This window comes from Rathayibacter sp. AC451 (assembly GCF_979253095.1).
In genome coordinates, this window is sequence record NZ_CEEDBD010000001.1 from 772,435 (window position 1) to 785,635 (window position 13,201).

Consider the following 13,201-nt stretch of genomic DNA (forward strand, 5'->3'; position numbering starts at 1 on the left):
CGGGGAGGCGCCGGACGGCGTCCCCGCTCGGACCTCCGCCCGCGGGGCTCGCCCCGAGCGAGGAGCACTGTGCGAAACTGAGCGCGATGTCCCACATGCTACCCGCCGCCCCCGCCGGGCGGCGGAGCCTCGCCGACGTGCTCCCCGGGGCCCTCGATGCGATCCTCGGACGGCGCGGTGCCTTCGGAACTCCCCGCCTCGACCGCGTCGTCGTGGTGCTCGTGGACGGCCTGGGCGCCTCCAGCCTGAGGCAGCGGTCGGGCCACGCCCGCACGCTCGCCCCCGCCCTCACCCGCGCCACGACGATCCCCTCGGGCTTCCCGACGACGACGGCGGCCGCACTCGCGAGCCTGACGACGGGTCTGCGGCCGGGCGGGCACGGCATGGTCGGCTACCGGGTCCTCGACCGCGGTGCCGATCGACTCGTCAATCAGCTCTCGGGCTGGGACGAGGGCATGGTGCCCGAGCAGTGGCAGCCCCACCCCACCGTCTTCGAGCGCGCCGTCGTCGAGGGGGTCGCTGCGAGCGTGATCGGCCCTTCGCGCTACGCCCGCTCAGGACTGACGCGCGCGATCCTCCGGGGCGCCGAGTACCGGTCGGCCGGGAGCATCGCCGAGCGCTTCGCCGCGGCCCGCGACCTCCTCGACGCCGGTGGCCGGCGCATCGTGTACCTCTACGTCCCCGAGCTCGACATGACCGCGCACGCGCGCGGGTGGGAGTCGCCGGAGTGGACCGCCGCGCTCGAGCTGCTCGACGGCGAGGTCGGCTCCTTCGCGCGGCGTCTCGGACCGCGGGAGGCCGCGCTCGTCACCGCCGACCACGGTGTGCTCGACGTCCCCGCCTCCTCCCACGTCCTCGTCGAGCACGGGTCCCCGCTCGAGGGCGTGCGGCACCTGGCGGGGGAGCCCCGCTGCCTGCAGCTCCACCTCGAGCCCGGGGCGGAGGCGGAGAGCGTCGCGGCGCACTGGCGCGATGCGGAGGGGGAGCGGGCCTGGATCGCGACCCGGGCCGAGATCGCCGCGAGCGGCTGGTTCGGCGACATCGGCGCGCCCGCGGCGGAGCGGATGGGCGACGTGTTCGTCGCCGCGCGCAAGGCGATCGCCTATTACGACGCCGAGGACTCGTCGGGTCGATCGATGATCGGCCAGCACGGCTCGCTCACCCCGGAGGAGACCCAGGTCCCGCTGATCGGCTTCGGAGCGCTCGACGGCGTCTGACGTCCGGGCGGTGCACGATCCGGACGTCCCCACGACCGCGGACGGTCGCGGGTGGAGGGCCCTGTGGACCCTCCACCCGGTCAGTCGTCGCTGCGCGCCCCGAAGACGATCTCGTCCCAGCTGGGCATCGACGTGCGCCCGCGGCGGAATCCGCCCCGGGTACCGGTCGGTGCGTGCTCCTTCGCAGGGGCGGCGGCCGCAGGAGGCGCGGCGGGAGCCGGGCGCTCGGGCTCCGGCGCCTTCTCGACGGTCGGAGCCTCCTGCTTCGGCTCCTCGCGGATCCGGAGAGAGGACGCGTGGTCGCGCTCCCCGCGACGGCGGCGGAGCGCGTCGAGCAGATCGGCGGTGTCGTTGAGATTGCGCTCGCGCTGCTCGGTCGTGCTCGACACGGGGCGAGGGAGGGTCGAGACCACGCGCGGCGTGTCGGACAGCGCCGGCTGCGGCTCGGTGTCGGAGGTCCGGACGGCCGACGGGCGCGCGTGCGGGAGGGCGGTCGGGCGACCGGACGCGGGGTGCTCGCCACGGGAGCTGCGCTCGGGCTCGGACGGCCGGGAGAACGCGTCGGTGTCGAAGCGCGTCGCGAGCTCGTCGACCGCGGCGGGGATGACGGCGCGGAGCCTCGGGATGAGGGTGGGCCGGATCTCGCCCTGCTGCGAGAGCGTCGTGGCCTCGGGGGTCAGGGGCGACAGGACGGCCTTCTTGGGGTCGAAGCGCCAGCGGGCGTCGTGGTCGATCTCGTCCGAGCGGAACAGGAGCTTGACGGCCCAGCCGTCCTCCTCCTTCCAGCTCGACCACTGCTCGCCCTCGGCGCCCAGCGCGGCGAGGCGCTCGCGGATGACGTCGCCGAAGGGGGTGCCCTCCTCGAGGGGATCGGGGTCGGCGCTCGTGTAGACGCGCACCGACAGCGCGGAGGCGACGATGTGCTCGCGCTCGGCGGTGACCGGACCCTCGAAGCGCTGGACGTGCTCGAGGGGCGCGCCCGTGAGCTCGGCGACCTCCTCGGCGGAGAGGCCCGAACGGATGTGCGCCTGGATCTCGCGGGGTGAGACGCGCTTCTCGCGCGGCGGGAGGGTGTGGACGCGCGGCCGCAGCTGGCTCTGCAGAGTCTCGTCGATCCGCACCGAGAACCGCTCGCCTCCGCCGGAGACGAGCACGAGCGATCCGCTCTCGACGCCGATCACCTTCAGTTCCATCATCGTGCGGGACCTCCTTCTGGACGCGAACGGGGCAAGGATGGCACGGGTTCCGCCCGATGCCGGGGAATACCGCGGGCGGGTCGAAAGTTGGGGCGGAAGGAGGCGCTGACAGGCGGTGTCAACCACGGATCCATTTGGTTTGCGAATCGATCCGCCTTGATGCACACTGTCCCCGCCGATTTGTTGAACAGCTGAATATAAGAAGTGGATGGGAATGGCTACGGACTACGACGCCCCCCGCAAGACCGATGACGACTCCGAGTCGATCGAGGCCCTGAAGGAGCGAGTCCCCGACAAGATGTCCGGAGTTGTCGACGTCGATGACGCCGACAACCCGGGCGGATTCGAACTGCCCGGAGCCGATCTCTCAGACCTCGATCTGGACGTCGTGGTCCTTCCGCCCCAGGCGGACGAATTCACGTGCGTGAGCTGCTTCCTCGTGAAGCACCGCTCTCAGATCGACCACGAGGAGAAGCTCGGACCGATCTGCCTGGAGTGCGCCGCCTAGGCCTCTCCTCGCTCCGAAGGACGACCGCTCCGTCGCCGTGATCCCCGGATCGCGGCGACGATGTCGTTCGGGCGACGACTCGACAGCAGCCAGTACGGCGTCGGGTCCTGCGGATCCTCGATCGGCACCCGCACGACGTCGCGCACCCAGCCCCGGATCACGAGGTAGGCGCGAGCGTCCAGCCGCGGTCCGCGTTCGGCGAACGCCTCGCGGCCCTCGTGCGACGAGGGCTCGCCCACCAGCTCCAGAGGGATGTGCGCCCTCCCCGCGCGGAGCTCGCCGTCGACGACCTCGATCACCGGCGAGAGCGCCAGCAGGGCGCCGATGCAGCCCGCGTAGAGGACGAGTGCGACGACGACTCCGACGACCGGGTCGATCGGTGCGAACACCAGGATGCTGGCAGGGATCACGAGGGCTGTGGAGACGAAGAGCCACGGCGCGGGCCAGAGCCTCTCCCGGTACGACTGCATGTCCCTATTGCATCAGACAACTGGTCTACCCTCGTCACGTGAACGAATCCGTCGACGTCGCGATCCGCGCGGACACCCTTCCCGGCTACGCGCACCCGGGGGACGCCGGAGCCGATCTGCTCTCGACCGAGGACGTCGTCCTCGAGCCCGGTGAGCGGGCCAGCGTGGGCACGGGAGTGGCGATCGCCCTCCCCGAGGGCCATGTCGGCTTCGTGGTCCCGCGCAGCGGACTCGCCTTCAAGCACGGCATCACCATCGTCAACGCGCCCGGGACGATCGACGCGGGCTACCGCGGCGAGATCCGGGTGGCGCTGCTCAACACCGACGCGGAGCGCGCGTACCGCGTGACGGCGGGCGACCGGATCGCGCAGCTCGTGATCGTCCCCGTCGTCCGCGCGCGCTTCACCCCGGTCGACGAGCTGCCCGAGTCCGTCCGCGGGCTCGGCGGCTTCGGATCGACGGGCTACGACGCCTCCCCGACCAGCACTCCGAAGGAGAACGCATGAGCGACATCCAGGCAGCGACAGGACCGGACGCACCGGCGGAGGTCGTCGAACAGGATCTCGAGAAGTCCGCGCCCGCCGATCGCGCCGAGGCGGGGCCGCTCGACGAGCGCGAGGCCAACCCCGTGCGCCCCTACATCGACCTCGGCGGCGTGAAGGTCCTCCCGCGCGAGGGCATGCACATCCGCCTCGAGGTCGAGGAGGGGACCAAGCGGGTCATCGCCGTCGGTCTCGACTACGCGGGCTCCACTCTGCAGGTGCAGCCGTTCGCCGCGCCGCGCTCCTCCGGGCTGTGGCACGAGATCCGGGGCCAGATCGCCGAGCAGGTCGCCAAGCAGGGCGGCCGCACGGCCGAGCGCGAGGGCGTGTTCGGCCCCGAGCTCGTCGCCCAGCTCCCGATCGCGGGAGGGGAGTCCCGTGTCGCCCGCTTCGTCGGCGTCGACGGACCGCGCTGGTTCCTGCGCGGTGTCATCGCCGGCGCGGGAGCGGTGAACCAGGAGGCCGCCGCGGCGGTCGAGGAGCTGTTCCGCAGCATCGTCGTCGTACGCGGCTCCGGCCCCATGCCCCCGCGCGACCTCATCCCCCTGAAGGTCCCCACCGGCGGTCAGACGCAGCAGAGCGCGAGCTGACCCGCATGGAGCAGAGCCCGCCCGACCGCGAGCAGCAGCCGGAGCCGATCCGCCCCGAGGTGGGGGAGGCCATCGCCCAGGCGGCGCGCCGTTCCGGTCTCGGGGTCGTCGCCGACGGCGAGCCGTTCGACGGGCGCGCGCTGCTGCGCACGATGGGCGGGGTCCGCGGGATCCTCGAGGCCGTCGTCCCCGGCGTCGCCTTCGTGCTCCTGTTCACCGTCACCGGCGAGCTCGTGCTCTCGCTCGTCGCCTCGGTGGGGATGGCCGTCCTGTTCACCGTGGCGCGCATCCTCGGCCGCACCCCGGTCATCCAGGCGGTCGGCGGACTCCTCGGGGTCGTCGTCTCGGCGGCGCTGGCACTCGTCACCGGTCGGGCGGTGGACAACTTCGTCCCCGGACTCATCACGAACCTGGTCTACGGACTCGTCTTCCTCGCGTCCGTGCTCGTGCGCTGGCCGCTCATCGGAGTCGCGGCCGGGTACCTCATGGGCGACGGGACCGCCTGGCGCGACGACAAGCGCAAGCGACGGCTGTTCGCCGCACTGACCCTGGCCTGGGCGGGACTGTTCCTGCTGCGGCTCGCGGTGCAGTACCCGCTCTTCCTCGCCGAGGACACCACGGCCCTCGGCACGTGGAAGCTGGTCCTCGGGCTCCCGCTGTACGCCCCGCTGCTCGTGCTGACGGTCCTCGCGGTCCGAGCGGAGTACCGCGGCGCACGGGACGAGGACGAGGACGAGGTCGCCGCGCCGGGTGCGTGACCGCCGGGTCGAGGACGTAGAATTGTCTCGACGTCGAGATAAATAGCTCCCGGCCGCCCCGCGCTCCGACGCAGGGCGCAACGGGTGCGGCGACGCACCGGTGTTAGGTCCTCCTTGGTGGAGCCCGCTCTGCGCGGTCGCCAAGATGGACTCGGATATGTGGGTCCGCCCGTCGGCGGGATCCACGTCAGCGAAGGAGAGGGCGACGTGTCCGCGGTAGACAGCTTTGGATCGAAAGACACTCTGAAGGTCGGGCAGACCGACTACGAGGTGTTCCGCATCGACCGGGTCCCCGGTCACGAGAAGCTCCCGTTCAGCCTGAAGGTGCTGCTCGAGAACCTCCTCCGCACGGAGGACGGCGCGAACATCACCGCCGACCACATCCGCGCGCTCGGCGAGTGGGTCCCGGAGTCGGAGCCCGACACCGAGATCCAGTTCACGCCCGCGCGCGTGGTCATGCAGGACTTCACCGGCGTTCCCTGCATCGTCGACCTCGCCACCATGCGCGAGGCCGTCGCGGCCCTCGGCGGCGACCCCGACAAGATCAATCCGCTGGCTCCGGCCGAGATGGTCATCGACCACTCCGTCATCGCCGACCTGTTCGGCACCGAGGACGCCCTCGAGCGCAACGTCGAGCTCGAGTACGAGCGCAACGGCGAGCGGTACCAGTTCCTGCGCTGGGGCCAGACGGCCTTCGACGACTTCAAGGTCGTCCCGCCCGGAACGGGCATCGTGCACCAGGTCAACATCGAGTACCTCGCCCGGGTCACCATGACCCGCGAGGTCGGCGGAGTCCTGCGCGCCTACCCCGACACCTGCGTCGGCACCGACTCTCACACCACGATGGTCAACGGCCTCGGCGTGCTGGGCTGGGGCGTCGGCGGCATCGAGGCCGAGGCGGCCATGCTCGGCCAGCCCGTCTCGATGCTCATCCCGAAGGTCGTCGGCTTCAAGCTGTCGGGCGCGATCCCCACGGGCGTCACCGCGACCGACGTCGTGCTCACCATCACCGAGATGCTGCGCAAGCACGGCGTCGTCGGCAAGTTCGTCGAGTTCTACGGAGCCGGCGTCGCCGAGGTCCCCCTCGCGAACCGCGCCACCATCGGCAACATGAGCCCCGAGTTCGGCTCGACCGCCGCGATGTTCCCGATCGACGACGTGACCCTCGACTACCTGCGCCTCACCGGGCGCAGCGACGAGCAGATCGCACTGGTCGAGCAGTACTCCAAGCTCCAGAAGCTCTGGCACGACGCCGAGGTGGAGCCCGTGTTCAGCGAGTACCTCGAGCTCGACCTCAGCACCGTCGTCCCGTCGATCGCCGGCCCGAAGCGCCCTCAGGACCGCATCGAGCTGACCTCGGCCAAGACGCAGTTCGAGTCGGACCTCAACAACTACGCCGACGTCTCGCACGACATCGTCGACCTGACCATCGCCGAGTCCTTCCCCGCGTCGGACCCGGGCGAGCTCCAGCCGCAGGACGAGCACAGCACGCACGAGCACATCCACCGCTCGCACGCACCGAGCACGGCCTCGAAGCCGACGACCGTCGAGCTCGGCGACCGCGGCGAGACCTTCACCATCGACCACGGCGCGGTCGCCATCGCGGCGATCACCTCGTGCACGAACACGTCGAACCCCTCTGTGATGCTGGCCGCCGGCCTGCTCGCTCGCAACGCGGCGCAGAAGGGCCTCAAGGCCAAGCCGTGGGTCAAGACCACGCTGGCACCGGGTTCCAAGGTCGTCACCGACTACTACGAGAAGGCCGGTCTGACCGAGTCGCTCGAGGCGCTCGGCTTCTACACCGTCGGCTACGGCTGCACGACCTGCATCGGCAACTCCGGCCCGCTGCTCGAGGAGATCTCGGCCGCGGTCCAGGACAACGACCTCGCCGTGACGGCGGTGCTCTCGGGCAACCGCAACTTCGAGGGCCGCATCAACCCCGACGTCAAGATGAACTACCTGGCGAGCCCGCCGCTGGTCATCGCCTACGCCCTCGCCGGGTCGATGAACTTCGACTTCGAGGTCGACGCCCTCGGCACCGACGGCGACGGCAACGACGTGTTCCTCAAGGACATCTGGCCCGACGCGGCCGAGGTGCAGGCGACGATCGACTCGTCGATCGACAAGTCGATGTTCGACACGCAGTACAGCGGCGTGTTCGACGGCGACGAGCGCTGGCGCTCGCTCCAGACCCCCGAGGGCGCGACGTTCGAGTGGGACCAGGAGTCGACCTACGTCCGGAAGCCCCCGTACTTCGACGGCATGACGATGGAGACCACCCCGGTCGCCGACATCGCCTCGGCCCGCGTGCTCGCCAAACTCGGCGACTCCGTGACGACCGACCACATCAGCCCCGCCGGCTCGATCAAGGCCGACAGCCCCGCCGGCCAGTACCTCGCCGAGCACCGCGTCGACCGCAAGGACTACAACTCCTACGGGTCCAGGCGTGGCAACCACGAGGTGATGATCCGCGGCACGTTCGCGAACATCCGCCTGAAGAACCAGCTGCTGGACGGCGTGGAGGGCGGTTACACCCGCGACTTCACGCAGCCCGACGCTCCCCAGTCGTTCATCTACGACGCGTCGCAGAACTACCAGGCCGAGGGCACGCCGCTCGTCATCCTGGGCGGCAAGGAGTACGGCTCCGGTTCCTCGCGCGACTGGGCGGCGAAGGGCACCAGCCTCCTCGGCGTCAAGGCCGTCATCGTCGAGAGCTTCGAGCGGATCCACCGCTCGAACCTGATCGGCATGGGAGTCATCCCGCTGCAGTTCCCGGCCGGCGAGACCTGGGCGTCGCTCGGGCTCGACGGCACGGAGTCGATCAGCATCTCGGGCATCGAGGCGCTGAACGAGGGTGTCACCCCCAAGACGGTGCACGTCGTCGCCGAGCCGACCGAGCACTCGCCCGCAGGCAAGCAGCCGATCGAGTTCGAGGCGGTCGTCCGCATCGACACTCCCGGTGAGGCGGACTACTACCGCAACGGCGGCATCCTGCAGTACGTCCTCCGCTCGCTCGTCTAGAGCCGACACGCCTGTGCGCCTTCCCGCAAGGGGGAGGCGCACAGGCGTTCCTGCGCACCCCGGTGCGTAGACTCGACAGACGTCCACTCCCTCTCATCGACCCCGGAAGGCGGCGCGAATGGCTGTTCTCGAGACCATCGGCGGACCGCGCGACCTCGATCGCCTGACCCGCTCCGAGCTCGAGGCCCTGGCGCAGGAGATCCGGGACTTCCTGGTGCGCGAGGTCTCGAAGACCGGCGGTCACCTCGGCCCGAACCTCGGAGTGGTCGAGACGACGATCGCGATCCACCGGGTCTTCGACTCGCCGCGCGACGCGATCATCTTCGACACCGGCCACCAGTCGTACGTGCACAAGCTGCTGACCGGCCGCCAGGACTTCTCGGGCCTGCGTCAGCGCGGCGGACTGGCGGGCTATCCGCAGCGCTCCGAGTCGCCGCACGACATCGTCGAGAGCTCGCACGCGTCCAGCTCCCTGTCCTGGGCCGACGGCATCTCGCGCGCCTTCACGATGACCGGCCAGACCGACCGGCGCGTCGTCGCGGTGGTGGGCGACGGTGCCCTCACCGGCGGCATGACCTGGGAGGCGCTGAACAACATCAGCGACGACAACGCCCGCGGTCTCGTCATCGTCGTCAACGACAACGGGCGCTCCTACGCCCCCACCATCGGCGGCATGGCCCGGTTCCTCAACGGAGTGCGCACCAAGCGCAGCTACCGCACGCTGCACCGGGGCTCGCGCGCCGTCTCCGAGCGGCTCGGCAGCCCTGCCGCCGCCGTCTACCGCGGGGTCCGCGGCGGGATGCACGGCTTCCTCAGCCGCTTCATCAACAACGAGGCCCTCTACTCCAACCTCGACATCAAGTACCTCGGCCCGATCGACGGGCACGACGTGACGGCGATGGAGGAGGCGCTCCAGCAGGCCAAGGACTACGGCCAGCCCGTCATCGTGCACGCGATCACGCAGAAGGGGAAGGGCTTCCGACCGGCCGTCGACGACCTCGCCGACCAGTTCCACGCCGTCGGCCAGATCGACCCCGAGACCGGGGAGCCGCTCGCCGCGCCCGGCGCCCGCTCGTGGACATCGGTGTTCGCCGACGAGATCGTGACCCTCGCCGACGAGGACGCCACGATCGTCGGCATCACGGCCGCGATGCTCCGGCCGGTGGGACTGCACAAGATGGCCGAGAAGCACCCCGATCGCGTCTTCGACGTCGGCATCGCGGAGCAGCACGCCGTCACCTCCGCCGCCGGCCTCGCGTTCGGAGGGTTGCACCCCGTCGTCGCGCTCTACGCGACCTTCGTGAACCGCGCCTTCGACCAGGTGCTGATGGACGTGGCCCTCCACCGGGCCGGTGTGACCTTCGTCCTCGACCGCGCGGGGGTCACCGGACCCGACGGCCCGAGCCACCACGGGATGTGGGATCTCGCGATCCTGCAGGTCGTCCCGAACATCCGCCTCTCGGCTCCCCGCGACTCGGTCCGCCTCCGCGAGGAGCTCCGCGAGGCCGTCGGAGTGACGGACGCTCCCACCGTCGTCCGCTTCTCGAAGGGCAACGTCGGCGACGAGATCGAGGCTCTCGAGCGGCTGCACGACGGGGTCGACGTGCTCTCGCGTGCCGAGCGCCAGGACGTGCTGATCGTGACCGTCGGACCGATGGCGACGATGGGCCTCGACGTCGCCCGTCGTCTCGCCGCCCAGGGCATCGGCGCCACGGTGGTCGACCCCCGCTGGGTCGTGCCCGTCCCGCGGAGCATCATCGAGCTCGCACGCGAGCACCGCCTCGTCGTCTCGATCGAGGACGGCGTCCGCGTGGGCGGCATCGGGACCCGCATCCGGCAGGACCTCCGCGAGGCGGGAGTCGACACGGCCGTCACCGAGCTCGGGCTGCCGGACCAGTTCCTCGATCACGCGAAGCGCGAGGAGATCCTCGAGGACGTCGGTCTCACCCCGCAGCACATCGCTCGGGACGTCGTCGCCCAGGTGCTCGGCAGCAAGATCCCCGTGGCTCGACCGCTCCCCGAGGAAGCCGCGGCGCACGACGAGGCCCGCACCGACTGAGGATCGACCCTCGGCGCCCGTCGCGCAGGGATCACCTGCGAGGCGGCCTCCGGGCGGCTCCGTCGTCGTGGGACCCGCGTCAGAGCCGGTAGACGAGCTCGATCGCGCCGCCGGAGAACGGCGTCGACCCCACGAGCTCGAAGGGCTCGGTGCGCCGCATCGGCAGGAGCGCCCGCCCGCCTCCGAGGAGGACGGGCATGACCGTCACCCTGACCTCGTCGAGCGCGCCGGCCTCGGCGAAGCGGGCGGCGACGGCACCGCCGCCCACGATCCAGACGTCGCGCTCCCCGGCGGACTCCCGGATGGCCGGCAGCAGCTCGGAGACGTCGCCGGAGGCGAAGCGGACCTCACCGCCCTCGGGCTGCGGACGCTCGGCGGAGGTCAGGACCCACGCCGGCAGATCATAGGGCCAGGCGCCCTCGCGACGGACGAACTCGTAGGTGGTGGAGCCCATCACGACGGCCCCCACACTCGCGAGGAAGCGGTCGTAGTGCTCCTGGAACGCCTCGAAGCCGAACTGCAGGAGCCAGCCGAGGTCGTCGTCGGGATCGGCGATGAAGCCGTCGAGGGAGGAGGCGACGTAGTAGACGATGCGGGTCATGCGGGCACGGTACGACGGACCACCGACACGACCCTCGACGGCCGCCCGCAGCGCCGGCACCGCCTCCGGCTCACCGTGCGAGGCGGCGAGCCGGAGACGGTCATCGGGCGCGGCGTCAGTCGACGCCGCGGATCACCGGGTGGTGGAACGTGTCGCCGAACGCGCGCTCACTCGCTCCGACCCGGTCGAGGTAGGGCGTCAGCCCTCCCATCTGGAACGGGTAGCCGGCGCCCAGGATCAGGCAGAGGTCGATGTCCTCGGCCGCGTGCACGACGTCGTCGTCCAGCATCCGCTTGACCTCGTCGGCGAGCCCGGTCTCGACGCGCAGGCGCAGCTCCTCCGCGGTCATCGGGTCGGAGCCGCCGGCGACGATCGCCACCGCCCGCTTGTCGACGCCCTTCACCCGCCCCTTCGCATCGCGCTCGAACACGTGGCCCAGCTCGGCCAGCCGGTGCAGGTTCGCGCTCTCGAAGAAGCGGTCGGGGAAGGCCGCGTGGTGGGTGTCCAGCACGTGCGCTCCGACCTTCAGCCCGACGAGCTCGAGGAGCTCGAACGGCGTCATGGGCAGGCCGAACGGCGCGAGCGACTGCTCGACCACCTCGAAGGGCGTGCCGGTGTCGACCGCGTGCATCGCCTCGCCGAGCACCTTCGCGAGCACGCGATTGACCACGAAACCGGGGGTGTCCCGCGTGATGACGGCGTTCTTCTTGAGCTTCGCCGCCGTCACCATGGCGGTCGAGAGCGTCTCGTCGTCGGTCAGCGGGGTCCGCACGACCTCGATGAGCGGCATGACCGCGACCGGATTGAAGAAGTGGAAGCCGACGAGGCGCTCGGGGTGCTCCAGACCCTCTCCGATCCGCTCGACGGACAGCGAGGAGGTGTTGGTCGCGAGGACGGCCGTGGGGGACACGTACCGCTCGATGTCGGCGAAGACCTCCTGCTTGACCGACAGCTCCTCGAAGACCGCCTCGATCACCCAGTCCGCGTCGGCGAACTCGGAGCGATCCGTCGTGCCGGTGACGAGACTGCGCAGGCGGTTGGCGTCGTCGGGGGAGAGGCGCCCCTTCGCGAGCAGCGCGTCGATCTCCCCGACGATCGTCGCCACGCCCTTGTCCACCCGCTCCTGGTCGAGGTCGGTGATGACCACCGGGATCTGGAGGCGTCGGACGAACAGGAGAGCGAACTGGGTGGCCATCAGGCCGGCGCCGATCACTCCGACCTTCGTCACGGGCTTGGCGAGCGCCTTGTCGGGAGCGCCGGCCGGCCGCTTGGCCCGCTTCTGCACGAGGTCGAAGGCGTAGATGCTCGCCCGGAACTGATCGCCCGAGATCAGATCCGCGAGCGCTTCGTCCTCGGCGGCGAACGCCTCCTCGCGGGTGGCGGTCTTCGCGCCCTTGAGGAGTTCCAGCGCCCGGTAGGGCGAAGCTACGACGGTGCCGATGCGGGACTCGAGCTGCTTGCGGGCGATGCCGACGGCGACGTCCCACTTCACCATCCGCTCGATCCTCCGGGAGCATGGGGACGCGCGACGGTCACGCTGCCGCCCAGGACGCCGTCGGCCCAGCGCAGCGAGTCCTCGAGGAACGACGCCGACGGGAAGAGCGCGTCGGCGATGCCGAGCTCCAGCACCTCCCGCCCCTTGATCGTCCGATTGTTCTTCAGCGGGTTCTCGACGACGATCTTCAGAGCGTTCTCGATGCCGATCAGATTCGGGAGCAGGTAGGTCCCGCCCCACCCGGGGATGATGCCCAGGAACACCTCGGGCAGGCCCAGCGCGGGGATCGACTCGTCGACGGTCCGGTAGTCGGCGTTCAGCGCGATCTCGGTGCCGCCGCCCAGCGCCAGCCCGTTGATGAAGACGAACGAGGGGACACCGAGGTCGGACAGCATGCCGAGGGTGCGGTGCCCGAGTCGAGCCAGCTGGCGGCCGAGCTCCCGGCTCGGGATGGTGCCCACCTTGCTCAGATCGGCGCCCGCGGCCAGGATGAACGGCTTGCCGGTCAGGGCGACGCCCTGGATCTCCCCGTCCGCCGCGCGCGCCTTCTGCGCGATCAGGACGTCGGCGAGCTCGAACAGGGACGCCGGACCGAAGGTGCTCGGCCGCGTGTGGTCGCGGTCGTTGTCGAGAGTGACGAGCGCGAGCACGCGCCCGCTGGCGAGCCGGACGTCGCGCACGTAGGAGTGGGTGACGACCTCCCCCTCCGTGAGGTCTGCGAGGTCCTCGAAACCGTCGAGCATG

10 protein-coding genes and 1 pseudogene are annotated in these 13,201 nt (G+C 70.8%); 7 read left to right on the forward strand and 4 right to left on the reverse strand.

Annotation, left to right across the window (positions count from 1 at the left end; translation table 11 throughout):
• Nucleotides 1-86: 86 nt before the first annotated feature.
• Nucleotides 87-1,217 (forward strand): alkaline phosphatase family protein, encoded by a 1,131-nt coding sequence (locus AC0CID_RS03635; RefSeq protein WP_465225812.1) that lies wholly within the window; start codon nt 87-89, stop codon nt 1,215-1,217.
• Nucleotides 1,218-1,297: 80 nt separating this feature from the next.
• On the opposite strand, the gene sepH is transcribed toward AC0CID_RS03635, so the two are convergent.
• Nucleotides 1,298-2,413 (reverse strand): septation protein SepH, encoded by a 1,116-nt coding sequence (gene sepH / locus AC0CID_RS03640; RefSeq protein ID WP_465225813.1) that lies wholly within the window; start codon nt 2,411-2,413, stop codon nt 1,298-1,300.
• Nucleotides 2,414-2,627: 214 nt separating this feature from the next.
• Here sepH and AC0CID_RS03645 point away from each other — a divergent pair, with 214 nt between their 5' ends.
• The gene (locus tag AC0CID_RS03645; protein WP_055792269.1) at nt 2,628-2,921 is read left to right on the forward strand and encodes a DUF4193 domain-containing protein; all 294 of its coding nucleotides are present in this window, start codon (nt 2,628-2,630) and stop codon (nt 2,919-2,921) included.
• Here the strand turns inward: AC0CID_RS03645 and AC0CID_RS03650 are convergent.
• Nucleotides 2,918-3,391 (reverse strand): DUF3093 domain-containing protein, encoded by a 474-nt coding sequence (locus tag AC0CID_RS03650; protein WP_207405733.1) that lies wholly within the window; start codon nt 3,389-3,391, stop codon nt 2,918-2,920. The genes AC0CID_RS03645 and AC0CID_RS03650 overlap by 4 nt on opposite strands.
• A 38-nt stretch (nt 3,392-3,429) precedes the next feature.
• On the opposite strand from AC0CID_RS03650, the gene dut reads away from it, so the two are divergent.
• The 5 genes from dut to dxs all read left to right on the forward strand — a co-directional run bounded on the left by dut (nt 3,430) and on the right by dxs (nt 10,361).
• Nucleotides 3,430-3,897: a dUTP diphosphatase gene (gene dut, locus AC0CID_RS03655; RefSeq protein WP_207405735.1), complete on the forward strand. Its 468-nt coding sequence runs from the start codon at nt 3,430-3,432 to the stop codon at nt 3,895-3,897.
• Nucleotides 3,894-4,523 (forward strand): DUF3710 domain-containing protein, encoded by a 630-nt coding sequence (locus AC0CID_RS03660; protein WP_207405737.1) that lies wholly within the window; start codon nt 3,894-3,896, stop codon nt 4,521-4,523. Before dut ends, AC0CID_RS03660 begins: the two co-directional genes overlap by 4 nt.
• A gap of 5 nt (nt 4,524-4,528) precedes the next feature.
• Entirely contained in the window at nt 4,529-5,281 is a 753-nt protein-coding gene (locus AC0CID_RS03665; protein WP_207405739.1) for a DUF3159 domain-containing protein, read from the forward strand.
• Nucleotides 5,282-5,488: 207 nt separating this feature from the next.
• Nucleotides 5,489-8,302 carry an aconitate hydratase AcnA gene (gene acnA / locus AC0CID_RS03670; RefSeq protein ID WP_465225814.1) on the forward strand — a complete coding sequence of 938 codons (2,814 nt, stop codon included), beginning with the start codon at nt 5,489-5,491 and terminating at the stop codon, nt 8,300-8,302.
• A gap of 118 nt (nt 8,303-8,420) precedes the next feature.
• A complete protein-coding gene (gene dxs / locus AC0CID_RS03675) occupies nt 8,421-10,361 on the forward strand; it encodes a 1-deoxy-D-xylulose-5-phosphate synthase (RefSeq protein WP_465225815.1) in 1,941 nt (646 codons plus the stop codon).
• A 79-nt stretch (nt 10,362-10,440) separates the two neighbouring features.
• Here dxs and AC0CID_RS03680 read toward each other — a convergent pair whose 3' ends face one another.
• Nucleotides 10,441-10,962, reverse strand: a complete 522-nt coding sequence (locus AC0CID_RS03680) for a dihydrofolate reductase family protein (RefSeq protein WP_465225816.1) — start codon at nt 10,960-10,962, stop codon at nt 10,441-10,443.
• A 115-nt stretch (nt 10,963-11,077) separates the two neighbouring features.
• A pseudogene (locus AC0CID_RS03685) lies at nt 11,078-13,200 on the reverse strand (3-hydroxyacyl-CoA dehydrogenase NAD-binding domain-containing protein).
• Between the last annotated feature and the right edge of the window lies 1 nt (nt 13,201).